Here is a 23,405-nt window from a genome sequence, read left to right on the forward strand (position 1 = left end):
CAACTGGCGCTCAACATTATCAAAAAGGACTCTTCCAAGGGAAGTATCCGCACCAAACGCTTCAAGGCCGGCCTTGATATCACCTTCCTTGAACGGTTACTGGAACAAATTTGATGCAATCGCCCTGGCGCAGGCACGCGATCGGGCCGTTCTGTCTGCCGAGCGCCGCCTGCTGCCGCCAGAGTCTGAACGCTGCCGGGAGGCAGCGCCCGGCGGCCTCCCGGTCTCCCGGCCTCTCCACCTCCCGGCCTCCCTGAAGATATCCTCAAGAAACCCTGCTTGACAGGCCGGGCAATCTATACTACCTTTGATATGGTAAAACGTTACAGCAGAAACGAAACAGTGTGTTGTGTGGGCGTTTTGCCGATCCAGACCGGGCAAAGGGTGACGGGTGACCCACAAGCGCCGATCTACGCTTAGGGATGTGGCTCGCCAGGCGGGAGTTTCGGTCACCACGGCTTCGCAGGTGGTGAACGGGCGCTCCGGCGGCAATATTCGTATCAGCGACACCACCCGCCAGCGCGTCTGGGAGGCCGTCCGGGCGCTGGGGTACACCCCCAATGCCAGTGCGCGTAGCCTGCGCACCCGCAAGACCAACCTGCTGGCCGTGCTCGTGCCAGACATTGCCAATTCATTCTACCCCCAGTTGATCCGCGGTGTGCAGCAGGTCGCCTCAGCAGAGGGCTACGATCTGCTGGTGTATGACGCCGACGACCACCCCCAGCGGGAAAAGGCTTTTATTGAAGCCATCCTGCGGCGACAGGTCGACGGCGTGATCATGGTGCCGTTCTTTTTGCAGGATGAAGACCTGGAGCGCATCACGCGGGCGAATATTGCGGTTGCGGTGATGTCCGGAGCGCCATCGCTGATCCCCGGCATCGATGTGCTCAAGGTTGATGATACGGCTGCCTTAAGCGGCATGATCAACCACCTGATCGCCAAAGGCCACCGCCGCATCGCTCATCTGAGTGGCACCCTGAACACCATTGCCGGGCGGGGGCGCTTCAAGGGCTATCGCCGGGCGCTGGAGGAGGCCGGCATCCCCTATGACCAGCGGCTGGTGGGCATCGGCAACTTCCGGGCGGATTGCGTGCCAGGGTTGATCGAGCGACTCTTCGCGCCCGACCACCCCGCGCCAACAGCGATCTTCGCCGCCAACGATGTGATGGCCATCGCTGCGATCTACGCCCTCAAACGCCGGGGGCTGCGCGTACCGGAAGATGTGGCTGTTTGCGGTTATGACAACATTCCTGAAGCTGCAACCATGATTCCGGCGCTGACGACCATCGACCAGAACATGCAGCAGGAGGGCCGGATGCTGGCCCAGTTGCTGGTGGAGCGCCTGGCCAGCACGACCAGGCTGCCAGAGCGCGCCGTTCCTTTTGAGTTTCGCCTGGTGATCCGGGAGAGCACCTAGAAAGGCAAGGGCATGTCGCTACCTCACGATTACGCGGAGCGGGTTTATGCGGGGGTGCTGGGCAAGCTGATCGGGGTGTACCTTGGTCGGCCCTTCGAAGGCTGGTCCTACCAGCGGATTATGGCCGAACTGGGGCTGATCACCTACTACGTCCACGAAAAGCGCGGACTGCCGCTGATCGTCACCGACGATGACATCTCCGGGACGTTCACGTTCCTGCGGGCGCTGCCGGATTACGGCAACAGCCTGTCCCTGACCCCGGCGCAGATCGGGCAAACGTGGCTGAACTACCTGATCGAAAAGCGCACCATCCTCTGGTGGGGCGGCGTCGGCAACTCAACCGAGCATACCGCCTACCAGCGGCTCAAGAGCGGCCTCAAGGCCCCGGCCAGTGGCTCGATCGCCACCAACGGCCACACCGTAGCGGAGCAAATCGGGGCGCAGATATTCATCGACGGCTGGGCGATGGTTGCACCTGGCGACCCCGAACTGGCCGCTGACCTGGCCCGGCGGGCGGCCAGCGTCAGCCACGACGGTGAGGCGGTCTACGGGGCACAGGTGATCGCCGCCATGGAAGCCCAGGCGTTTGTGGAATCCGACCTGAACCGATTGCTGGATACGGCCACCGGGTTGATCCCCGCCGATTCGACGATCTACCGCGTGATCGCCGACCTGCGCGAACTGCGTGGCAAAGAGACGGACTGGATGCGGGCACGGGAATGGCTGGAAGAACACTACGGCTACCAGCATTACCAGGGCGTCTGCCACATGGTGCCCAACCACGGCCTGATTGTGCTCAGCCTGCTCTATGGTGACGACGACTTCCAGAAAACGCTGATGATCGTCAACACTTCCGGCTGGGACACGGATTGCAACTCCGGCAATGTCGGCTGCCTGATGGGCATCAAGAACGGGCTGGCCGGGATTGACGCCGGGCCGGACTGGCGTTCGCCGGTGGCCGATCGGCTATACATCCCCACCGCCGATGGCGGGCGGGCGATCACCGATGCGGTGCGCGTCAGTTACGACATCATCAACATCGGGCGGGCGCTGCAGGGGCAACCGCCGCTGGCGCCCAAAGGCGGCGCACGCTACCACTTTGAGCTTCCCGGCGCGGTGCAGGGCTTCCAGCCGGAACCCAGCGTGGAAGTCAATGGCACCACGAGCATCGAAAACGTCGCCGGGCACAGCGCCCTCGGCGAGCGCAGCCTGGCGATTCGCTACCAGCGGCTGGCGCCGGGGCGGGTATCGCGGGTCAGGACGCACACCTTCATCCCGGCGGATACCGGCGACCTGGGGCATTACGCCCTGCTGGCCTCGCCCTCGCTGTATCCGGGGCAGACGGTGACCGCTGCCGTCCAGGCCGACCCGACCAACGCCGAGCCAGTTCAGGCGCGGCTGTACATCCGCGTCTACGAGGCGGCTGGCACAGCGCACTTCTCAGTTGGACCGGAGGCGCTCAAGGCGATGGAGCAGGCCGTTGACGCCCTGGTGCCGATCTACGGTCCGGCGGTGACGCTGGCGCCGGGGGCGCGGCAGGACTTCACCTGGACCGTACCGGAGACAGAAGGCCGCCCGATCGCCGAGATCGGGCTGGAGATCGCGCCGGTAGAGGGCTATGTCCCCGCTGGCAGCGTGTACCTGGATTACCTGACCTGGGGCGGCGCCCCCAACGTCCGGCTGGGCAAGCCGGCCAAATTCGGCAAGATGTGGTCGCTGGCCTGGACAAACGGCGTCGATGACTGGTGGCCGTGGTGGCCGCTTGGCCTGCGACTGATGCACAACGAAGGCACCGGGTTGCTGATCCAGGGCACGCGGGAATGGACGGACTACCAGGTTTCGACCCGCCTGACGCCGCACCTGTGCGCTTCGGCGGGGATTGCGGCGCGGGTGCAGGGGATGCGGCGCTATTACGCTCTGCTGTTGCGCCCCGGCAACCGCGCCTGCCTGGTCAAGGCGCTGGATGGCGAGCGTATCCTGGCCGAGAAGGAGTTTGCCTGGGCATTTGATGAGAGCCATGACCTCCGGCTGGCGGTGGAAGGCCAGCGCATCAGAGGGTGGGTTGATGGCACGCTGCTGTTTGACGTACAGGATACGGAGCGGCCGCTGGAAGGCGGCGCAGTGGCCATCGTCCTGGAAGAAGGTACGCTGGAGTGCGGCGATGTGTTCGTCCGCCCGGTAACCTGATCACGCCATCATCAATGCGGGGCGATAGTTGAGGAAGGAGGTGCCCGCCAGGTCAGAGTTATCCGATGCAATGAAAACTGATTGTCACGACAAGTGCTGATTACTCAAGTGAGGAGGGAGATTGCCGTGAAAGCACGCGCTCTGTCTATTCTGCTCATCATTGCCCTGTTCCTGATGGTCACGCCGATTGTCAGCGCCCAGGGTGACGAAATCGCCATCACCTGGTGGACCGAGCCGAACTCCGTGCCCACCAACATTCAGGAACTGTTCATCGACCCCTGGAATGAGGCACACCCCGGTTATCGGCTGGAAATCACCGAGCATGAGGACCTCAACAACGTCCTGCGTACGGCCATCACCGCTGGCGAAGCACCGGACATCATTCAGTCGCCCGGCGCCTCCTTCATCGCCGAATTCGTGGAAGCCGGCCTGGTGCAGCCGCTGGATGACTATGCCGCGCAGTGGGGCTGGCAAGATCGTCTGCTCCCCTGGGCCTTCGAGTCCGGGTTCATCGGTGGGACACTATACAGTGTTCCACTGACCTACGAGAGCATGATCTTGATGTACAACAAGACTCTGTTTGAGGAGAAGGGGTGGACCCCGCCCACCAACCTCGAGGAGTTCGAAGCGCTGGCCGAGGCTGCCGTTGCCGAGGGCATCTATCCCCTGATCTACGGCAATGTTGGCTGGCAGCCCACCAATGAGCACCTCGTGGGCATCTACCTCAACAATGTGGCCGGGCCGGAGAATGTCTACAAGGCCCTGATCGGCGAGAAGCCGTGGACGGATCCGGAGTTCGTGGAGGCGATGGAACTGCTGCGGACCCACATCGCCGACAAGGGCTGGTTCAGCGGCGGCCTGGAAAACTACTTCGCCATCGGCTGGGATGATTACTGGCCAACACTCTCCACCGGCGAAGCGGCCATGATGATGATCGGCACCTGGGGCTTCTGGGGCGTGGGCGCTTTTGAAGAGGCCGGAACGGAATGGGACTGGGCGCCGCTGCCCGTCTTCAATGAGCGCGCTGGCGAGTACAACTACGAACTGGCGACCGGCTCCACGCTGTCGATCAACGCTGCTTCGAAGCATCCTGAGGTGGCGGCGGAAGTGATCGACTTCCTGCTGAGCGATCCGGACCGCGTCCTGGACATGTCGGCCACCCAGAGCTTCGGCGAGTGGATGGTGCCGGTGCGCATCACCCCTGAGGACTTCCCGGAGGGGGTGGACGAGCGCTTTGTTCGCTTCTTCTCTGACTTTGCCAAGGTCACCGGCGAAGGCCGGATCGGTTACACCACCTGGACGTTCTGGCCGGCTGGTCCGAATGTCCAGCTGTGGGAGGAAATCGAGCTGGTCTGGTACGGCGAACTGAGCGTCGAAGACTATCTGGCCAACCATCAGGCGGCCTGGGATGAAGCGCGGGCGTCAGGCGCCGTGCTGAACGTCCCGGCGCCGGGTGTCAGCGAATAAGCAGGGCGATAATCGCCACGGGGGCGGTGACGTCACCGCCCCCTCTCCTGTTCCCGGCGAGTATTTCACCGATTACTTGAACACAGGTCTGGAGAAGGCAGTATGGCAGCCACATCGCTTCATCGTGAAGCCCGCCAGGCCCGGCGACGGCAGCAGATCAGCGGCTGGCTATTCGTCGTGCCGGTACTGTTGCTCAACCTGATCGTCGTGGTCATCCCTTCGATTGCCGGTCTGGGGATGGCCTTCACGGACTGGTCGGGCGTGGGCAGCATGAATTTTGTGGGTCTGGCTAACTTTAGGCAGTTGCTCCAGGATCAGGTCTTCTTCAAGGCTTTGATCCACAACCTGATGTGGACGGTATTCTTTCTCACCATACCGGTAGCGCTGGGCTTGCTGGGAGCGTATCTGCTTTCCGGCGTCAAACGCGGGCAGATGTTCTTCCGGGTGGCCTACTTCATCCCGTATGTGATCGCGGCGGTGGTCAATGCGCAGCTGTGGCGCTTCCTGCTCAATCCGCGCATCGGCATCGGCCCGGCGCTGGCCAAGTGCTGCGGGATAACCTTCCTGGATGTGGCGATCTTCGGCTCCCGCGATCTGGCCCTGTTCGGCGTCGCCTTTGTCGACATGTGGCACTTCTGGGGGTTCCTGCTGGTGCTGTACCTGGCCGCCATGTCTGCCGTGGACGTGGAGCTGTACGAAGTGGCCCGCCTGGACGGGGCTAACCGTCTGCAGCAGTTCCGCTTTGTGACTCTGCCCAGTATCCGCCCGACGCTGGTCTTCACCATCCTGATGATCACGATCTGGTCCGGGCTGGTCTTTGACTACGTGTACATCATCACCGGCGGCGGACCAGCCAACGCCTCCGAAGTGATGGGGACTTACCTGTACACCAGCGCCTTTGAGCGCTTCAAGTCTGGCTACGCGGCGGCGGTAGGCGTATTCATGACGCTGTGGGTGGCCATCGCCACCGGCGGCTTTGTGCTGCTGCGCAAACTGGGATGGGAGATCTAGCCATGTTCCGGACCAGAAGAACAGTCTCCACACTACCTAACTATGTCATTTTGACGCTGCTGGCGATCTTCGCCCTTGTCCCGATCCTGTTGCTGTTCCTCAATTCGCTCAAGAGCACCGCCGAGATCAACCTCAGCCCGTTCACGCTGCCCCAGGAACCGCTGTGGGACAACTTTACGACAGCCTGGCGGGAAGGTAACTATGCCAACACGATCAAGAACAGCGCGATCCTGACCGGCTTTACCGTGGCCGGGGTGATCGTGCTGGCGGGGATGGCGGCTTACGCGCTGGCCCGGCTGGACCTCAGGGGCGGCAATGTCATTTCCTTCTATTTCCTGATCGGTACCGGGGTACCCGCGCAGTTGTTCATCATCCCGCTGTTTTACATCTGGAAGCAACTGGGGCTGATCAACTCGCACGCCGGCCTGATCATCATCTATATCGCCCTGCAATCACCCTTTGCCACGTACCTGTTGCGGTCGTACATGGTGGCCCTGCCCCAGGACTTCATTGACGCGGCGCGTATTGATGGCGCTTCCAACATCCAGGTGCTGCGGGAGATCATCCTGCCACTATCCTGGCCTGGCTTTTTGACGGCGGCGCTGGTGGTCGGGCTGTTCACCTGGAACGAATTTCTGTTCGCTGTCACCTTCCTGCCTGGCACCGACCTGAAGCCGATCTCGACCAGCCTGTACGCCTTCCAGCAGCGTTATGGCCGCGACTGGGGGCTGACCAACGCCGGATCGGTGATCATGATCGTGCCGGTGTTGATCCTGTTCCTGCTGCTGCAGCGCAATTTCATCGAGGGTCTGACCCAGGGCGGCCTGAAGGCATGAAGGAGTTCATGATGACGACTTCCCGACACGCCTGGTTATTGAGGCGGTGGGGTGTGGTGGCGGTTACCTGTATCGGCGTGCTGATCGTGTTCAGCCTGTTCACCCGCGCGATCGGCTGGATGTCTCTGTGCGACGGCGGGCTGGCCCTGACCGGGGCGGCTCAGCCGGTCGCTGCCCAGGCAGAATCCCGGCAGATCAACCGGGCGGACTACGCCGACCACTTGCGGGCGATGTGGCTGGGCGAAACCATCGCCAACTGGACCGGCCTGACCACCGAAGCCGTCAAGACCGGGCCGCCGTTTTACACCGACGCCGACTGGGGTCTTGACCAGGGGATCGACTGGAAGCCCAACGACGTGATTGACTTCGTGTTTCAGGACCCCTGGCTGGCGGATGACGACACCGATATTGAATACGTCTACCTGCACCTGCTCGCCCGGCATGGCACGAACCTGCTCACACCGGCGCAGATCGTCGAAGGATGGCAGCAGCACATCAACGACTGGATCTGGGTTTCTAACCGGCAGGCCCGCGATCTGATGGAGCGGGGCGTGCTGCCACCCGTGACAGGGATGCGGTCGGTCAACCCGGAGAGCCTGCAGATTGACGCGCAACTGACCACGGAAATCTTTGGGGCGCTGGCCCCGGGCATGCCCGATCAGGCGCTCCGGCTGGCTAACCTGCCGATCCTGACTACAGCAAGCGGGTACGCCGCCCATGCCGCGCAGTTCCATGTGGCGCTCTATGCGCTGGCCGCGCAGGTCGACCGCTCCCTCCCGCCGCGCGAGCAGATCATCTGGCTGGTCAGGGCAGCGCGGGAATACCTCCCAGATACGTCAAAAGCCGCTGAGGTGATCGACTTTGTGCTGGCCGACTATCTGGACAACCCTGACCGGGACAACTGGGAACGCACCCGCGACCGGATTTGCGAACACTTCCAGCTAAATGCTGATGAAAACGGTTATGTCTACCGGGGCTGGACGGAATCTTCCGTGAATCTGGCGACGGGGGTGATGGCCCTGCTCTATGGCGAGGGCGACTTCAGGCGCACTATTCAGATCGGAACGCTCGCCGGCTGGGATTCGGACAACGGCACGGCCACCATGGGCGGGCTGCTGGGCCTGTTGCTGGGCTATGACGCGCTGCTTGAACAGTTCCCCGGTGTGGCGATTGCTGACCGGTATCAGATCAGCCGCACGCGGGAGAATCTGCCGGACTACCTGCCGGATGACCGGCAGGCCGAAGACACGTTCACCCTGATGGCGGAACGGATGCTCCCGATCATCGAGCAGACTATCCTTGAAGCGGGGGGAAGCGTAGCAGGCGAGGTGTGGACTCTGCCGCCCGCGCCAGACGGCCCGCCGCTGAGCCATAACCCGCTGGAGCAGCTCTGGCAACGCAGCGCCAACAACCGCGTCCGCCAGCACGGAGGAACCGTGGAAGCCCGCGTAGAAGGCGAACCTTCCCAGGCCACCAGCCGGGCGATCGCGGACGGGGTGGAGCACGACTTTAGCGGGGTTGAGCCGCGCCCGCCAGCGCGGGTGTACCGGGGCAAAGCCCGCGACGGGGCGATCACGCTATCGGTAGTCTATGATCGCCCGGTTGAAGCGAGCGTCATCCGCTTCATCGAAGGCGATCCCGGCGTGTTCACCGCCTTCCAGCTGGAATGCCTGGTTGACGGCGAGTGGGTTGCCGCGCCGGAGGGCACAACGCTGATCGGCGCGCCCGATCCACAGGTGCCTTACCAGCTCTTTGATTTCGCGCTGCCAGCGCCGATCGAACTGACCGGCGTCCGCCTGACCGGGACGGTTGAGGTGGGGCCGCTGGATGACGTGAAGGTGGTAGAACTGGATGTGCTGGCGGAGTGATCCGGCCCGTTGTGGCGGGATCCACCGGCGGGGCGACCCTGAAGAAGGGTCGCCCCGCGGCGTAACCGGGAATCGCCGGGCGGCGCAGCCCCTCCGGCGCGGGTCACAGGCACGGAGGGGTACGGCGCAACGCTGCTACGGCGCTGGCTCCAGCCAGTACTGCGATCCCCATGGGCTGATGACCTGGCTCTCCGACGCCCAGCCGACCGCCCCACCACCATAGTCAATCCGGTACCAGATGAGCGGCCCGGCAGCAGCACAAACCGGCCCTTCCAGCACGGTGAATTCCTCGTGATAGCCACGCACACTGATCACCGGACCACCGGGGCTGCTGCGCAGGCTGCTGAAGGAGCGTGCCACCCGGCCTGTATCGCCGACCGCCAGACGGGGAGCCAGCGAACCGGCGCAGGCTGTCGGTGTGCCACCGCCGTCCTCAACGGGAGCCAGCCAGTACTGCGCCCCCCACGGGCTGGCGACCGCGCTCTCCGAGGCCCAGCCAACCAGCCCACCGCCGTAATCGATCTTGTAGAAGGTCAGCCCGCCCGCGCAGGTCGGCCCCTCCAGCACGGTGAAGCGCGCGCCGGTGTACATGACACGGATCACCAGCCCACCGGGGCTGTTGCGCAGGCTGCTGAAGCTACGGGCGACTTCCCCCGTATCACCGACCGCCAGCCGTGTCGGCAGCGATCCCGGACAGGGAGTGCCGCCATCGGCATAGGCTGGCAGCGGCGGCAGGAGCAACCCGATCAACACCAGTACAACCGCGAGGGCAACAATTTTTGACAACTTACGCATGATGTGGTTTCCCCCATTTCTCAACAAGTGAAGAGTCGCCCCGGATCGCCGGTGACCCGCCAGCCGCAAAGACCCGGCTGCGCCCCGAACCGGCCAGAGCCTTCACCCAGGGCTGTGAAATGCTCTTACTGATATTATACAATATCCGGTGGAAATTGAGATGACGCAACGGCGCCTGCGGGCTGCAGTTTCGCCGGGGCCATCGAAGCCTATAATGAAGACGGGGAAAATCCCCCCTACCCACCGCCAGCAGCTGGATTAAGGGAGTCCCGGCATGCCCAAGTATCGCGACCTTGACCCGATCAACAAGCCTGAAGACCGACGCATCGCCGAGCGGTTGCTGGCCCTGCGCCGCCAGCTTGACCGCGATGTGCCGGTGACGCGCACGCTTTCCCGTAACCTGCTCGTGGCCACCTGGAACATCCGCGAGTTCGATTCGCCTGCCTACGGCGAGCGCCTGCCGGAAGCGTTCTACTACATCGCCGAGATCATCGACCGCTTTGACCTGGTGGCTGTCCAGGAGGTGCGCAAGGACCTCAAGGCGTTGCACCGTGTTCAGGAGCTATTGGGCGATCACTGGCAATATCTGATCACTGATGTGACCGAAGGCGAGCCGGGCAACGATGAACGGATGGCTTTTCTCTATGATTCGCGCAAGGTGCACTTCGGCGGGCTGGCCAGCGAACTGGTCCTGCCTCCGCTAAGGACCAAGGACGAACAGGGCAAGACAGTCTACCTGCCGGTGACACAGATCGCCCGCACGCCGTTCATTTGCGGCTTTGAGGCAGGTTGGACACGCTTTATGCTATGTACCGTCCACATCCTGTACGGCAAGGGTATCGCCAACGATCCTGAGCGCGTGGCCGAGATCGAGCACATCGCGCAGTTCCTGCGCCGCCGCACACTGGATGAGACGGCCTGGTCGCAAAACCTGATCCTGCTGGGCGACTTCAATATCTTCAGCCATGATGATCTGACCATGCGCGCCCTGCTGGACGCCGGTTTCTCCATCCCGATCGGGATCGACGGCCCCACCCGGCTGCCAACCAATGCTGCCCAGAACAAATTCTACGACCAGATCATGTTCCGGGTGCGGGACCAACGCTTCGGTGAGATCGGCAAGTCGGGCGTCTTCAACTACTACGAGACGGTCTTCCGCAACGACGACGAGGCGCTTTACGCCCCGTACATGAGTGAGGCCTACAACACCACCGAAGCCGGCAAGCCGCGCAAGGACAAATCGGCCTACTACCGCACCTACTGGCGCACCCATCAGATGTCCGACCACTTCCCGCTGTGGGTGGAGCTGCGCATTGATTACTCCGATGACTACCTGCAGCGCAAGCTGAGCGGCAACGCGTAGCGCTACCGTGAACATTCAGGGGTGAGTTGGAGCCGGGTGGAGCGCGTAAAAAGCGGCTACCACCCGGCGATCTTTTTCGCTTCAGAAATAGAACATCCGTGCTACAGTGCGAATGGTTCACGGACGCGCTGCCCGGCCCCTACCGCGCGGGAGACAACCCATCTGGAGCGTATCCTGGTGCTCCCGCCAGCAGCCGGATGGCGAGCGGTAGGCGCCGGGCGGCCAGCCCGCACAGGAGGTGCGCAACAGTGACGGTCATGGCAAAGACGACTCAACGCTCCCGTAAGAAGGCCCCTCCCTCCGATGTTGAACTGGCCCAGGCGTTGCGCCGGGGCGCGCTGGCCCTGGCCGAAGCCGTGCCGGACAAGATCGCCGATGCGCCGTTACACCAGGTAGCGGCGGCGCTCAAGACCACGATCGAGCTGATCAGGATGCTGGAAGCGCCGGATGACGCCACGCACGAACAGGTTATCCGCTGGGAATTCGCCTATGACGGTGCGGTCCATGCGGCTCCACCCTGGGCAGGCGCGGGTGATGGCTCATCCGGCCCGCTTCCGGGTGGTGGCCTGTGGCCGCCGCTGGGGCAAGACGGAACTGGGCAAGGTGGCCCTGCTTGACGCCGCCCGGCGCGGCGGGCTGGGCTGGTGGATCGCCCCGACCTACGGCCTGGCCGATGCCGTCTGGCGAAGCCTCAAGGCGGCGCTGGAGGGGGTATGGGTGGAAAAGAACGAGCAGATGCGGCTGGTGATCCTGCCCGGCGGCGGTGCGATCCAGGTCCGCAGTGGGCACGAGCCTGACGCCCTGCGTGGCACGGGGCTGGACCTGGCCGTGCTGGATGAAGCGGCCTTCATGCCGGAGGAAGTCTGGACGGGGGCCATCCGCCCGGCGCTCTCCGACCGGCGGGGGCGCGCCTTGTTCCTCTCCACGCCCAACGGCCTCAACTGGTTCTACCGCCTCTATCTGCTGGGCCTGGACCCGCTCCAGCCGGACTGGGCAAGCTTCCACCACCCCACCCGCGACAACCCCCTGATCGCGCCGGAGGAGATCGACGCCGCCCGGCTGGAACTGCCTGATCGCTGGTTCCGGCAGGAATACGAGGCTGAGTTCGTGGAGGATGCCGGGCAGGTCTTCCGCAACCTCGACGCCGTCTGCACTGGCCAGCCAGGGGAGCCAGAGCCAGGCGGTCGCTACGTCTGCGGCATCGACTGGGGGCGTGTCGACGACTACACCGCCTTTGCCGTGTTCGATGTCGCGGCGCGGCGGCTGGTAGCCCTGGAGCGCTTCCGCCAGATTTCATGGGCGCAACAACGCGACCGTCTGCGCGCCCTATGCGATCGCTGGGGGCCGGGTGCGATCTGGGCGGAAGCCAACAGCATCGGCAGCGTCAACATCGAGGCGCTGCAGGCGTACGGCCTGCCCGTCCGCCCGTTCCAGACGACGGCCCAGAGCAAAGCGCCGCTGATCGAAGCGCTGGCCCTGGCCATGGAACGCGGCGACGTCACCCTGCTGAACGACCCGCTATTGCGCGGGGAACTGAACGCCTACACGATGGAGCGGCTGCCTTCCGGTACGTATCGCTACGGCGCGCCGCCGGGCATGCACGACGACACCGTGATCGCGGTGGCGCTGGGCTGGATGGGCGTCCGCCACGCGGGCGGACCGCTCTCGTTCGCCTGAGGAAACAAGGAGGGCGCGGCGGTGATTTTAGAACGCCGGGCTGAGGCCCATGTAAATGGCAACGATAGTGAGGACAGTCAGCAAACCAGCACTGGCCAGAGCAACGATCGCTTCCCGGCTCAAACCGCGCAGCAGGTAGGCGCGCTCCGGGTGACGCGGGTCATAATGGACGGTCACCATGCTACCAGGTTGGAAGCGGCGTACAACTGCCTCAGCGCGGCGGCGATCGAAGGTGGCAATGCTGTTGCTCAGAGGGTTGTCATACAGACGTGTGCTGACGTAGCCCTCATGGTTGACCACGTAGCGAAATTTGACCACCGGCTGGTAGAGCTGGCTGAAGGCGTGATCCCCGGCGTCGGGGCGGGTCGGGCACACGCTGGCAGCCACGATGACGCCGGTCGCACGGGAGGGCCGGGCAACAGCCGACGCCCTATCCCATAGCAGGGCAGGTAGACGAACCGTAAGTTCCAGTAAAGAGAGCATAGTGACTCCTGAGTCCGAGGTTATACCGTCATTCCGTAATCAGTAATTAGATGTAAACCTGCCCAGTACAGTAACACAGACTGCGCCGGAAGAACCTGAAAATTGTGTGAATCTTTTGCGCAGGGTGAGGAGGAACGATCATGCCCGCATGGTTGGACTGGCTGCCGGGCCGCCGGCGGCGACTGGAAAAGCGCCCGCCGCATCTGGCTGCTGTCGCCCGGCACAATACTTTCGGCTGGCCTGCCCTGACGACTTACGAACGTCAGGCGGCCGTCTATGAGGATAACGCCTGGGTCTATGTGGCCGTCAACCGCATCGCGGAGGCGGCGGCGCTGGTGCCGCTGCGCGTCTACCGGCGGGCGGGGGAACGCCGCATCCCACTGGAAGCGCACCCGGCGGAAGCACTGCTGGCCGCGCCCAACCCGTTCCTGAGCGGTTTTGAGTTGATCGAGCAGACGGTTGGCGCCCTGGAACTGACCGGTAATGCCTACTGGTTCCTGGCCGGGGATGCGCAGGGCCGCCCGGCCCAAATCTGGCTGCTGCGCCCCGACCGCGTGGCCGTTGTGCCGGATGAGCGCGATCACGTGCGCGGCTATATCTACACTCTCGATGGGGAGCACATCCCGCTGGAAGCGGTGGAAGTCATCCATTTCCGGCGCTGGCACCCGCGCAGCGACTACTACGGGTTGAGCGCCCTCCAGGCGGCGCGGCTGGCCGTCCAGACCGACGATGCGATGACCCGTTGGAACCGCGATACATTCGGCGCGGATCGCGCCGTGCCCGCCGGGATCGTCAACATCACGGAATATGTCAGCGACGCCGACTTTGAGCGGCTCAAGCGCGAATGGCGCGAATCCTACGGCGGCGCGGAACGGCGCACGGCTTTCCTGCGCGGCGGCTCAGTACAGTGGCAGGCCATTGGCCTCAGCCAGCAGGACATGGACTTCCTCAACGGGCGGCGCTTTAACCGGGAGACGATCTTTCACATCTACGGCATCCCGCCGGGCATGTGGAGCGAGAACGCTACCGAAGCCAACGCGACCATCGCTGAGCGCGTGTTTGTGGAGCGCACACTGTGGCCCAAGCTGGTGCGGCTGGCAGGCAAGATCACCGCCGAGTTACTGCCTTTCTGGGGTGCAGACCTGGAGGCGGCCTTCGACGACATTCGCCCGACCGATATCGGCACACGCCTGGCCGAGGTCCGCACCGCCTACCCGGTGCTGAGCATCAACGAGATTCGCGCCCGCTACTACGACCTGCCGCCCGTCACCTGGGGAGAAACGCCGGTCAGCGGGGCGGGATCGCGTCGGCCAGCGGACGGCCAGCTGGCCGTTTCCGTGGCGGATAACGAAGCGCGCGATCCAGGCAGCCCGGCCATCGCGCCACCGGTCAAAGACGCCGCCGTACAGCGGGAGTTGAAGCAGTGGGAGCGCTGGGCCATCCGGCGGCTGGGCCAGTCCGCCGAGCGCCCGTTTGTCGTGGAGGCCGTGCCGGAGGCGCTGGCGGCGGAGATCAGCGCCCGCCTGCTACTGGCGGAAACGCCGGAGGACATCCGGGCGGTATTCCGGGCGGCGGCAGGGCAGGAAGCCAGCCCGCCAACGGATTAGCAAGGCCCGTCGGAACTGGAAAAGCATCGAGAGCAACCCGTGTGGTTGCTCTCTTCTGTATCCCCGGCCAGTGCCCCCTCAGACCTCAATGCCCAGCACATTACGCACAATCACCCCGATCAGGAAGGACAGCAGGGCCACACCCAGGCTCAGCCCGGCCATCTCCAGGAAGCGCCGCCGGAACGATTCATCCCGCGCCACGGAAAGGTAGAAGTTGAACACGGCAATGATCCCGATGGCGATGATCAGTGTGACGATCAGGCTGACAAAGATATTGGTGAAGATCAGGTAGGGCAGGATCAGGGCAATGACAGTGAAGACGTAAGCAATGCCCGTATACAGAGCGGCGCGGCCCGGCTCCTGCTGCCCTGATGGCTCCGAGCGCGTGGAAAGGTACTCCGAGGCGGCCATCGAGAGCGAGGCGGAGATACCGGTGATCAGCCCGGAGAGGGCAACCAGACCGGTATTTTGCAGGGCGAAGGTCAACCCAGCCAGCGCCCCCGTCAACTCCACCAGCGCATCGTTCAGCCCCAGCACGACCGATCCAGCATATTTGAGCCAGTCTTCATCCAGCATGGCCAGCAGCGCATTCTCGTGCTCTTCTTCTTCCCGCAGAACCTCCTCCATGCCGGGGATAGCATCCAGCAGGCGGCTGTAAGCGCTCTGGGCGGCTTCTTCGCTGCGCTCCATCAGCTTGACGCCGAAGGTCAGGCCAAACAGCCGCGCCAACCAGTAATGCAGGCGCACCTTCCAGGAATCAGGTTGCGCTTCATGACCGGTATGAGCCTTCCAGAAGTCGTGATGCTTGCGCTCCTCCCCGGCGATCCGGCGCAGCACTGCCGCGTTATCCGGGTTTTTGATCGTTTCGGCCAGCTTCAGGTAGATGTGATGGCCGGTGATCTCCTCTTTTTGCAGGTAACGCATAGCCTGCTGAAGATCGGCGTCTCTGGCTGCCTGGGTCATCGGGCTTCCCTCCCTGTCCTCTGCTGCAAGCGGTACATCCCTGTCCAGGATTATACCGCCGCCGGAGGAAGGTCAGCGGAATCAAAACGCCCGCGTCGGGGTGACGCGGGCGCGGGTAGTCAGTGTCGCGGAGCAGGCTTAGCGCAGCTTGACGACCTGGCGAGCCTGAAGGCCCTTGGGACCCTGTTCGATGGAGAATTCGACGCGGTCGCCTTCCTCGAGGTTACGGAAGCCGGTGCCCTCGATGGCCGAGTAGTGGACGAAGACGTCCGGCCCGTTCGGCTGCTGGAGGAACCCATAACCCTTGGTCCCGTTGAACCATTTGACAGTACCCTGAATACGTTCAGCCATTGGAGAAGCTCCTTCAACTGTAATGGCTTATTCGAAGATCGTAGTTGGGCATGCACGACCGCGTGGTTGAGACAAAAAACGCCCGGAAATTGGGCGTTGCACTGCTCACCTACACACTGCACCTGCCTGCTTTCCTACTGCCGGGCAGTATATACCGATCCGGGGGCGTTTGTCAATGCCTGTTTTGACCTGTGACAGGGCCAAAGCGGGCTGCCCACCGGCCCCCCTCACATCACCAGCACCCGCAGCCCCAGCAGAATCAACAGGGCGCCGGAAAAACGGCGCTGCCAGCGGGCTGCCCCCTCCCGCTGGCGCAGCCAGTCGCCGGCCGTCCCGGCCAGCAGTGCGATGATGGTATGGGTTGTCGTCGCAGTGGCATTGAAGAGCAGACCCAGCGCGATCACCTGTCCGGCGACCGCCCCCCGCGCCGGGGTGACAAACCCAGGCAAAAAGGCCAGGAAGAACACCGCGATGCTGGGGTTGAGCGTACTGGTTAGCGCCCCCTGGCGGAAGACCGCCGGCCAGCGAGCGTCATCGCCCACCGGCGCGGCAGCAATCCCCGCCGGGCGATCGGGCGCCTCACGCTCCCGGCGCGGCCACAGCGCCCGCATGCCCAGATAGACCAGGTACAGCGCCCCGGCGATACGGACGGCGCCGTAGGCCCCCGGCGCAGAGGCCAGCAGCGCCGCCAGTCCGGAGGCGGCCAGCAGCGTGTGGAGCACGTAGCCCACGCTCAGCCCCAGGGCGGAGACAATCCCCGCCCGCCGCCCCTGCCCTACACTACGGGCGATCACATACAACATATCCGGGCCGGGCGTCAGGTTGATCGAAATGGCCGCTGTTGCAAACAGCAGCAGCGTGCTGGCATCCGGCATGGTATTTTCCCCTGGGAGACTGCGTCACACATCCGGGCGGCACCACGCGGGTTCGCGCTTAGAAGGGAGGCTCACCGCCAGCCGCGCCGGTCTGTCTCCATCCGGCAAGGACAGTTCAGATCAGCGCGTCCAGCACCTGTTTCAGATGCTCAATGGCCATCTCCGTCAGATCCAGCAATTCGTGAGCGATGTTGATCGCCGGGGCGCGGCGGCTTTCCCGCAGGAAGGTGTTACCGGCCTTGGTGCGGCCTTTGGCCACGCGGATCAGGGCGCGGGCCTGGGCCAGTTCAAGCCGCGTGGGGAAGGTCTCATCCCCGCGTTCGACGGCAAAATCCATGTAAGCGGCGCGAACCGTCTCGATCAGTTCTTCCAGCAGGAGGCGGTCGCTGACCCCCTTGAGCGAACTCATGGCCAGCCTCAGGTCAGCCAGCAACTCGCCGCCATCCAGCGCCACGTCGCCATCCAGCCGCAGCTTTTCCAGGTCGATCAGCTTGAAGTCCAGCGCCCGGCTGTCATTGCCACGCTCGCGGGCGGGCAGGCGGCGAACCATGATGTTGCGCGAATGCAGGTCGCCGTGCATGTAGGCGACCGGGAAGCCCTCCAGCCTGAGCTGGTGACGCACCAGGCTGCCCATCTGATCCAGCAGGCTGTGCTTGAGTTGAGCGGCGTGTTCCAGCTTGCGCTGGTCAAGCAGGCCGTTATCCTGAATGTAGGTGAAGACGCGCCCGATGTGCTCCTGCATCGGCAGCAGGTACAACTCCCATAGCAGGCCGTACGGGGCAGGGCTGGTCTTACGGCGCTGGCCGGTGTGCATCCCGAGCAGGAACGGCCCCAGTTCGGCGCTGATCTCCGGGCGGGCTTGGGGCACGTCCTTCAGCATCTCAATCAGGGTGCGGTAGCCATTGAGGTCCTGCAGGATCAGGAAGGATCGCCCCTGCTCATCCTCATAGCTGGGCTGGGGCACCATGGCGAAGCAGGAGCGGATACTGGCGGGCAGACGGTCGTAGTTGGCCCGCTCCTCCTCGATCTCGGCCTTTGGCCCGTACTTGACGACCAACATGCTGGCGTAAGGGATGCTCACCGCGCCCGATCCATCGGGGATCATCGGGTTGGAGATATATGGCTTGATCCGCACGATCTCGGTATCAGACATGCCCAGCCGCAGGCGCTCCGGCTCGCCTTCCAGATCGACACGCAACCAGCGGCGCAGGGCCTCGCGGATGCTCTCGCGATCGGGCTGGGCGACCTGCTCCAGTTCAAGCTCGACCAGCTTGTGATGGACATAGCTCATCCCCCACTGGATCAGCGGCGCGCCCAGGTAGGCACGCACGGCGACCAGCGTGCGGGCCAGAATCATCAGGTAATCGTAAGGCGTCGGGAAAAGCGCGTGCAGCGTATTGGCGGCATTGCGCCCATGGAAGACACCCCACCATAGCTCCATCGCCCTGCGCAGCGTCTCCTGCGCGATGGGAAAGTCGCTCGCCAGCGGCATCAGATTCTCGATCACGTAACAGGTGCTGAGGATGGCTTCGCGCAGGACCTCGCGGTGGGTGGCGAAGTCCCCGGCGGTCAGGTTCTGCTGGCGCAGGTATTCGGCCACCCACAGCATATCCTGATCCAGCCCCCAGATGCCGCCTGTGCGCTCCGCCACACGCAACAGCTTTTCCAGGCTCTGTTTCTGCGCATGGCGCAGGCCGCCGGCCAGCTTGTGGCGCAGGCGCAGGGCCAGCGCCAGGTCCTTATCCAGCGGCGTACCGGCGATTACCCGCCCGGCCAGCTGGCGTAACTGCTCGCGGTCCACCAGGCCGTTGAGCAGCCCCCGCTCATCGGCCAGCTCCAGCACCTTGAGCGACCAGAGGGTGTCAAAATCGCTGCCGCGCCCCTCGATCACAAAGTGATCGCTGCCAATAGTGCGCTGGTGGAGGAGCTGCTCCAACCGCGGCAGGATACAGCGTTCCGGCGCGTTAAGCAGTAGCAGGGCTTCCAGCCGCGTCATTTCCACCGCGTCCACCCGGCGGTGAGTCTCGCTGGGGAAGGGCGTATCAAACCAGCGCAGGGTTTCCTGCAACTCCTCATAGGAGGCGTCAAAACCGTAGGCCAGCAGGCCAGCGACGTAATGCTGGGTCACCCGCACCGCGTCCGGGGCGACTTCGCCGCGCTGATCGAGCGGGGCGCTGCGCACCATCTCCGGGTACAGGCGCGGCGCGCGCATCAGGTCCAGCGCCAGATCGCCGACCGTCTGTTCAAGATCAGGAAGCAGGGATTGAGGCATAAGCAACCATCTCCGTTGCCAGTGAAGGCTATAAGCGATGACAACGTTGCCGGATGGCCATATTACCATGCTTTCGCGAACAGAGATAGGCGGGCACCATGCAGACAACGAAGAGACCAGGTGGTCAGGAGGCCAGGAAACCGGGAAAGAAGTGGCAGGCAGCAAGAGGTCAGGAGGCCGGCGGCCCCCTACTGCCTTTTCCCTGTTCCCCACTCCCATTTTCCCCTGCGGATGAGACCTGCCTGCGATTCCGGAGCGCGGCAGGCAGCCCGCCGCCAGGATCATGGCCCGCCGGGCACCCGGAGCAGCAGGCCCACCGCGTAGCCGACCAGCGCGCTGACCGTGCCGATAGCCGCCATTTCCAGCCCGCTGCGCCCCGGACGCCCGATGGTCACCCGCGCTTTGTAGGCCCCGACCGCAAACAGCACCAGCGCCGACAGCCCGATGGAGACGGGGATGCCAATGGCCACGGGAAATAACAGGAACGGCAGGAGCGGGATCAGCGAGCCGATGATGGCCGAGACGCCGACGATTACGGCGGACTTCAGGGCCTGGCGGCGATCCACATGGGCCAGCCCGTGTTCCTCGGCCATCATCACCGCCACCCAGACATCCGGGTTGGCCGTGATCGTGTCCACAATGTGGTCAAGCAGCTGGCCTTCGAAGCCTTTGAGGGTGTAAATCTCACGGATTTCGCGGCGTTCTACCGCCGGGACTTCCAGCAGGTGGCGGTACTCGCGGGTACGCTCGCTCTCGTAGAAGTCGGCCTCGGCCAGGGTAGAGGTGTAGGCCACAGCACCCATCGAGACCGATTCAGCAAAGGTCGCCGCCAGCCCGGCCACAAGCACGATGCGCGGATCGCTGGTGGCGGCGGCCACCCCCAGAATCACCCCCAGTACATTGACCAGCCCATCCTGGCCGCCCAGGATGACATCGGATAGCCCCGAAGCGCGGCGGTGGGGATCGATGCGGGTATGGTAGGTCACCTGCTCATCATGGGTCACTCCGGACGCGGCAGATCGTACCGGCATGGCTTCCCTCCTCACTATGGGCCACCTGGCCCCGTCAGGATAGGCCGGTTCGCCGCGGCTCAGGCGGTCAGATGGATGGGCGGCGGAACCAGCCGTAAGCGATCGCCAGCAGGACAGCGTTGAACAGCAGCGGCCAGACCAGAACGGTCGGCGGTGCGCCCAGCAGGACGAACTGCAGATTCGGCAGCAGCGCCGGTAACGCGCCGATCACAATCCCGGCAGCCACCGCCAGGTAGGTGTAGCGTCCCCGGCGGCGACCGGTCAGCGAGCTAATGAGCTGTGGCAACAGGCCACCAGCTGCCGCCGCCAGGAACAGCATCAGGAACAGCGGCAGCAGCCCGGCTATGTAATTGGCGGCCAGGCTGACGCCCGCGCTGGCCGCCGCAGCGATGACCAGATCCAGCGGCGTGGCCGTGTAGAACACGTCCTGCTGGTTGCGGACACACTCCCGGCAGCGATAGCCAACCGGCGTTTGCACAGCGCAGGACACACACATGGGTCGCCCGCAGCGGTTACAGCGCAGACTGGTGGCGCGCTCAGGATGCACCGGGCAATACAGGGTGTCGCCCTCGGCGGGTGACAGGGCAAGCGAGGAGGCGTCAGGTGGTGAGGTGTCAGGCATGTTCCGGTTCTCGCTGATGGCTGTTGGCTCCGCTGATCTAGTTCTCGTCGTTTTCCATAAACCCGGTATGGCGCGGGCGCTGGCGGGAAGGATGGCGCGGCTCCAGCCGGTCGAGCAGCGAACGGTAGAAATAGTTGCGCCCCCGCAGGCGAACGAAGCGGCTGACGTGCGCACTGGCCTGAACGGTGACCCGATCGCCGACCTGCAGCGTCGTCGCCAACACGCCATCGGCGGACACAATGACCCCCGTCCGATTCTCCGGCGCGACAAACACATCGATCACCGCGCCTTCGGAAACCACAATCGGGCGGTCCATCGTCAGGTGCGGGGCTACCGGCACGATCAGGATGTTGCGCAGCTCCGGCGGCAAGATCGGCCCGCCGACGGCCAGCGCATAAGCCGTCGAGCCGGTGGCGGTGGCGATGATCAGGGCGTCGGCGGCGTATGTGGTCGTCCAGCCGCGGTCAATGTACGTCTCCAGCCAGACGGTAGTTGCCAGTTCGCCACGCCCGATCACGACGTCGTTGAGGGCGTCACCCGCGCACAGGCACTGATCGCCGCGCCGGGCTTCGTAGCCGACCATCATGCGCTCTTCGATCCAGTAGCGCCCGGCCAGCACCGCGTCGAGGGCCTGCGGCCAGCGGTTGGGGCTGCGCACCTCCGTCAGGAAACCCAGGCGACCAACGTTGACGCCCAACACAGGCACGCTGTGGGGGGCGCAGAGCCGCGCCGCCCGCAGCATCGCGCCGTCGCCACCGATGGCAACGACCAGATCGGTCTCCGGCGCCAGGTCGTGGATCTGCTCGGCGGCCTCGCCGGTGCGCACCCAGCAGTTCAGGCCACGCTCCCGCAAACCGGCGGCGATCTCCTCCGCCAGCGGGAAGGTCGCCGGACGGAAGGGATGGGCCAGGACGCCAACCGTCTGCAGACTGTGCATAGGGTCATCCCTCTCCTCGCTGGCGGCAGAAGTAGCGCTTCTGCCGCCGATTATAGCCGCGGGCCGGGAGCATCACCATCGCCGGCCACTCACCATCCTGGCAGGCTGGGCAGGATGAAGCGCCACAGCGCCAGCACAGCCAGCCCAGCTAACCCCCACATCACCGCCGCCGGCAGCCAGCGCAACATTCCCGCCCAGCGGTCGGGTAACAGGGACGCCCAGCCCGCCCAGCCCCCGGCAAAGGCCAGTGCCAGCGCGCTCAGGGCCGGGTACAGGTAGCGCCCCTGGAATTGTACAAAGGTGAGGTTGTAGTAGATGAACTGGGCGATCCCCAGCGCCAGGAGCGCCGCAAGCAAAGCCAGCACGTCGCGGGCGGTGGGGGTGAGGGCATCCCACCGTTGCGCCCGGATCGCCAGCGGGATCAGCCCGGCGGCGCTGAGCACGGTGAACACCAGCAACGCGGTATAGACCCAGCCCGGCATAGGCACGCCCATCCAGCCGAACTGGCCCCAGAAGCTCTGGAAGGTCACGCGGACGCCTTCCGCCAGCCATCCCCCCAGGCCTCTGGCGGCGATCCAGTCGACGGTACGCGGCTGGCCGACAACAACGGCGTCATGTCTCCCCAGGCCCATGACATCCGGCCAGCCGTACAGAGCCAGGTTGCGCCCCCACCACAGCCCGCCGAGCAGCAGGACGGGCAACAGGAATAGCGCCCAGGCTGCCAGCAACCCGGCCAGACGGCGGTCAGCTTCCCCCCGCCAGCGCAGGTAGATGGCCAGCGCGGCCAGCGGCCCCAGCAGCAGGGTTGAGGCTTTGGTCAGGAAGCCCAACCCCACCATACCGCCCAGCAGGAGCGCGCCGCGCCGCCCAGGGAGCCGCCCGGTTGCCTGTAGCACGGCCAGCAGCGTCCCCGCGCCAACGATCAGCCCGGCCAGGCCATCGTTGTTCACCCCGGCCAGAATCGCCACATGCTGCGGCAAAAAGGCGGCAAAAGCCATCGCGCCAAGCCGGATGGGCGGCTCCGCCCCGGCGGCCCGCGCCACGCCGTAGACGCACAGCACCACGCCCGCCCCGATGAGCGCCGAGAACAGCCGCAACGCCGCCAGACTCCCACCGGTCAGGCGGTAAACCGGCGCAGCCAGCAGGTAATACAGCGGCGGCTGGTGATCTTCGTACTGGACGCTATCCAGCTGCTCCAGATGCTGCGGGGCGAAGCCGCTACCGGTGAGCGTCGCCAGGTAACTGGCATCCCAGTCTTCGGCGGTCAGGGCCGGGCAGCAGCCTTCCGCCGCCACCTGGCGGATATAGTTGTAATGGGCCGGTTCATCGGGAACCTGCCAGGCGGGGGTCAGCAGGGCGTAGAGCGCGGCCAGGACAGCATAGGCCAGCAATATCACGGCAGCAGCGGCGCGCTCAACAGTTACAGCGGAAAAGCGCATACGGGCATCCTGTCATCGGCAACCGGCGCACGCGCATTATACCCCGCCCCCGCTGGATCTGGCCGGGCGGCCAGGGAGAGTGGGAGACCTGCCCACTGCCTATTCCCCGTTCTTGCATGCAGCGTCATCTGATGGCTGACAGCCATGGCCTGCAGTTTCGTTGTCAGGCGGCGCGGAGTCAGGTAGACTCCCCGCCGGACTGAT

Annotated in this window: 20 protein-coding genes; 10 read left to right on the forward strand and 10 right to left on the reverse strand. The window is 64.5% G+C overall.

All coding sequences use genetic code 11. The features are described from left to right. The first annotated feature begins 391 nt into the window (after positions 1 to 391). From HPY64_11830 to HPY64_11855, 6 genes are all read left to right on the forward strand, one after another. Positions 392 to 1,417: a LacI family DNA-binding transcriptional regulator gene (locus HPY64_11830; GenBank protein ID NPV67828.1), complete on the forward strand. Its 1,026-nt coding sequence runs from the start codon at positions 392 to 394 to the stop codon at positions 1,415 to 1,417. A 12-nt stretch (positions 1,418 to 1,429) separates the two neighbouring features. Beyond that, positions 1,430 to 3,604: an ADP-ribosylglycohydrolase family protein gene (locus HPY64_11835; GenBank protein NPV67829.1), complete on the forward strand. Its 2,175-nt coding sequence runs from the start codon at positions 1,430 to 1,432 to the stop codon at positions 3,602 to 3,604. 126 nt (positions 3,605 to 3,730) lie between these two features. Beyond that, positions 3,731 to 5,071: an extracellular solute-binding protein gene (locus HPY64_11840; GenBank protein NPV67830.1), complete on the forward strand. Its 1,341-nt coding sequence runs from the start codon at positions 3,731 to 3,733 to the stop codon at positions 5,069 to 5,071. Between the two features lie 102 nt (positions 5,072 to 5,173). Next, on the forward strand, positions 5,174 to 6,082 hold the full coding sequence (locus tag HPY64_11845) for a sugar ABC transporter permease (GenBank protein NPV67831.1): 909 nt from the start codon (positions 5,174 to 5,176) through the stop codon (positions 6,080 to 6,082). 2 nt (positions 6,083 to 6,084) lie between these two features. Continuing rightward, positions 6,085 to 6,918: a carbohydrate ABC transporter permease gene (locus HPY64_11850; GenBank protein NPV67832.1), complete on the forward strand. Its 834-nt coding sequence runs from the start codon at positions 6,085 to 6,087 to the stop codon at positions 6,916 to 6,918. An 11-nt stretch (positions 6,919 to 6,929) separates the two neighbouring features. Beyond that, positions 6,930 to 8,786 (forward strand): ADP-ribosylglycohydrolase family protein, encoded by a 1,857-nt coding sequence (locus HPY64_11855; protein ID NPV67833.1) that lies wholly within the window; start codon positions 6,930 to 6,932, stop codon positions 8,784 to 8,786. Positions 8,787 to 8,921: 135 nt separating this feature from the next. Here HPY64_11855 and HPY64_11860 read toward each other — a convergent pair whose 3' ends face one another. After that, positions 8,922 to 9,581: a hypothetical protein gene (locus tag HPY64_11860; protein NPV67834.1), complete on the reverse strand. Its 660-nt coding sequence runs from the start codon at positions 9,579 to 9,581 to the stop codon at positions 8,922 to 8,924. 274 nt (positions 9,582 to 9,855) lie between these two features. On the opposite strand from HPY64_11860, the gene HPY64_11865 reads away from it, so the two are divergent. The 3 genes from HPY64_11865 to HPY64_11875 all read left to right on the forward strand — a co-directional run bounded on the left by HPY64_11865 (position 9,856) and on the right by HPY64_11875 (position 12,621). After that, entirely contained in the window at positions 9,856 to 10,944 is a 1,089-nt protein-coding gene (locus HPY64_11865) for an endonuclease/exonuclease/phosphatase family protein (GenBank protein ID NPV67835.1), read from the forward strand. Positions 10,945 to 11,192: 248 nt separating this feature from the next. Beyond that, positions 11,193 to 11,561 (forward strand): hypothetical protein, encoded by a 369-nt coding sequence (locus HPY64_11870; GenBank protein NPV67836.1) that lies wholly within the window; start codon positions 11,193 to 11,195, stop codon positions 11,559 to 11,561. Continuing rightward, entirely contained in the window at positions 11,479 to 12,621 is a 1,143-nt protein-coding gene (locus HPY64_11875) for a hypothetical protein (protein NPV67837.1), read from the forward strand. The genes HPY64_11870 and HPY64_11875 overlap by 83 nt, the downstream gene beginning before the upstream one ends. 27 nt (positions 12,622 to 12,648) lie before the next feature. Here HPY64_11875 and HPY64_11880 read toward each other — a convergent pair whose 3' ends face one another. Next, entirely contained in the window at positions 12,649 to 13,104 is a 456-nt protein-coding gene (locus HPY64_11880; protein ID NPV67838.1) for a DUF3592 domain-containing protein, read from the reverse strand. Positions 13,105 to 13,244: 140 nt separating this feature from the next. Here HPY64_11880 and HPY64_11885 point away from each other — a divergent pair, with 140 nt between their 5' ends. Then, positions 13,245 to 14,711 (forward strand): phage portal protein, encoded by a 1,467-nt coding sequence (locus HPY64_11885; protein NPV67839.1) that lies wholly within the window; start codon positions 13,245 to 13,247, stop codon positions 14,709 to 14,711. A 78-nt stretch (positions 14,712 to 14,789) separates the two neighbouring features. On the opposite strand, the gene HPY64_11890 is transcribed toward HPY64_11885, so the two are convergent. The 8 genes from HPY64_11890 to HPY64_11925 all read right to left on the reverse strand — a co-directional run bounded on the left by HPY64_11890 (position 14,790) and on the right by HPY64_11925 (position 23,201). Further along, the gene (locus tag HPY64_11890; protein ID NPV67840.1) at positions 14,790 to 15,674 is read right to left on the reverse strand and encodes a rubrerythrin family protein; all 885 of its coding nucleotides are present in this window, start codon (positions 15,672 to 15,674) and stop codon (positions 14,790 to 14,792) included. A gap of 138 nt (positions 15,675 to 15,812) precedes the next feature. After that, positions 15,813 to 16,025 (reverse strand): cold-shock protein, encoded by a 213-nt coding sequence (locus HPY64_11895; protein ID NPV67841.1) that lies wholly within the window; start codon positions 16,023 to 16,025, stop codon positions 15,813 to 15,815. Positions 16,026 to 16,252: 227 nt separating this feature from the next. Then, entirely contained in the window at positions 16,253 to 16,900 is a 648-nt protein-coding gene (locus tag HPY64_11900; GenBank protein ID NPV67842.1) for a LysE family translocator, read from the reverse strand. Between the two features lie 115 nt (positions 16,901 to 17,015). Continuing rightward, entirely contained in the window at positions 17,016 to 19,172 is a 2,157-nt protein-coding gene (locus tag HPY64_11905) for a phosphotransferase (GenBank protein NPV67843.1), read from the reverse strand. Positions 19,173 to 19,453: 281 nt separating this feature from the next. After that, a complete protein-coding gene (locus HPY64_11910; protein NPV67844.1) occupies positions 19,454 to 20,203 on the reverse strand; it encodes a hypothetical protein in 750 nt (249 codons plus the stop codon). A gap of 67 nt (positions 20,204 to 20,270) precedes the next feature. Next, a complete protein-coding gene (locus HPY64_11915; GenBank protein ID NPV67845.1) occupies positions 20,271 to 20,825 on the reverse strand; it encodes a hypothetical protein in 555 nt (184 codons plus the stop codon). Between the two features lie 37 nt (positions 20,826 to 20,862). Next, positions 20,863 to 21,762 carry an NAD(+) kinase gene (locus HPY64_11920; protein NPV67846.1) on the reverse strand — a complete coding sequence of 300 codons (900 nt, stop codon included), beginning with the start codon at positions 21,760 to 21,762 and terminating at the stop codon, positions 20,863 to 20,865. An 89-nt stretch (positions 21,763 to 21,851) separates the two neighbouring features. Next, a complete protein-coding gene (locus HPY64_11925) occupies positions 21,852 to 23,201 on the reverse strand; it encodes a DUF2142 domain-containing protein (protein ID NPV67847.1) in 1,350 nt (449 codons plus the stop codon). Positions 23,202 to 23,405: the final 204 nt, after the last annotated feature.

Source organism: Anaerolineae bacterium, assembly GCA_013178165.1.
Classification (GTDB): domain Bacteria; phylum Chloroflexota; class Anaerolineae; order Aggregatilineales; family Ch27; genus Ch27.

What these genes read in the sequence shown, in the direction of transcription:
- HPY64_11835 (NPV67829.1), top strand. Translation starts at nt 1,430, where the DNA reads ATGTCGCTACCTCACGATTACGCGGAGCGGGTTTATGCGGGGGTGCTG.
- HPY64_11845 (NPV67831.1), top strand. Translation starts at nt 5,174, where the DNA reads ATGGCAGCCACATCGCTTCATCGTGAAGCCCGCCAGGCCCGGCGACGG.
- HPY64_11850 (NPV67832.1), top strand. Translation starts at nt 6,085, where the DNA reads ATGTTCCGGACCAGAAGAACAGTCTCCACACTACCTAACTATGTCATT.
- HPY64_11855 (NPV67833.1), top strand. Translation starts at nt 6,930, where the DNA reads ATGACGACTTCCCGACACGCCTGGTTATTGAGGCGGTGGGGTGTGGTG.
- HPY64_11860 (NPV67834.1), bottom strand. Translation starts at nt 9,581, where the DNA reads ATGCGTAAGTTGTCAAAAATTGTTGCCCTCGCGGTTGTACTGGTGTTG.
- HPY64_11865 (NPV67835.1), top strand. Translation starts at nt 9,856, where the DNA reads ATGCCCAAGTATCGCGACCTTGACCCGATCAACAAGCCTGAAGACCGA.
- HPY64_11875 (NPV67837.1), top strand. Translation starts at nt 11,479, where the DNA reads ATGGCTCATCCGGCCCGCTTCCGGGTGGTGGCCTGTGGCCGCCGCTGG.
- HPY64_11880 (NPV67838.1), bottom strand. Translation starts at nt 13,104, where the DNA reads ATGCTCTCTTTACTGGAACTTACGGTTCGTCTACCTGCCCTGCTATGG.
- HPY64_11885 (NPV67839.1), top strand. Translation starts at nt 13,245, where the DNA reads ATGCCCGCATGGTTGGACTGGCTGCCGGGCCGCCGGCGGCGACTGGAA.
- HPY64_11890 (NPV67840.1), bottom strand. Translation starts at nt 15,674, where the DNA reads ATGACCCAGGCAGCCAGAGACGCCGATCTTCAGCAGGCTATGCGTTAC.
- HPY64_11895 (NPV67841.1), bottom strand. Translation starts at nt 16,025, where the DNA reads ATGGCTGAACGTATTCAGGGTACTGTCAAATGGTTCAACGGGACCAAG.
- HPY64_11900 (NPV67842.1), bottom strand. Translation starts at nt 16,900, where the DNA reads ATGCCGGATGCCAGCACGCTGCTGCTGTTTGCAACAGCGGCCATTTCG.
- HPY64_11905 (NPV67843.1), bottom strand. Translation starts at nt 19,172, where the DNA reads ATGCCTCAATCCCTGCTTCCTGATCTTGAACAGACGGTCGGCGATCTG.
- HPY64_11910 (NPV67844.1), bottom strand. Translation starts at nt 20,203, where the DNA reads ATGCCGGTACGATCTGCCGCGTCCGGAGTGACCCATGATGAGCAGGTG.
- HPY64_11915 (NPV67845.1), bottom strand. Translation starts at nt 20,825, where the DNA reads ATGCCTGACACCTCACCACCTGACGCCTCCTCGCTTGCCCTGTCACCC.
- HPY64_11920 (NPV67846.1), bottom strand. Translation starts at nt 21,762, where the DNA reads ATGCACAGTCTGCAGACGGTTGGCGTCCTGGCCCATCCCTTCCGTCCG.
- HPY64_11925 (NPV67847.1), bottom strand. Translation starts at nt 23,201, where the DNA reads ATGCGCTTTTCCGCTGTAACTGTTGAGCGCGCCGCTGCTGCCGTGATA.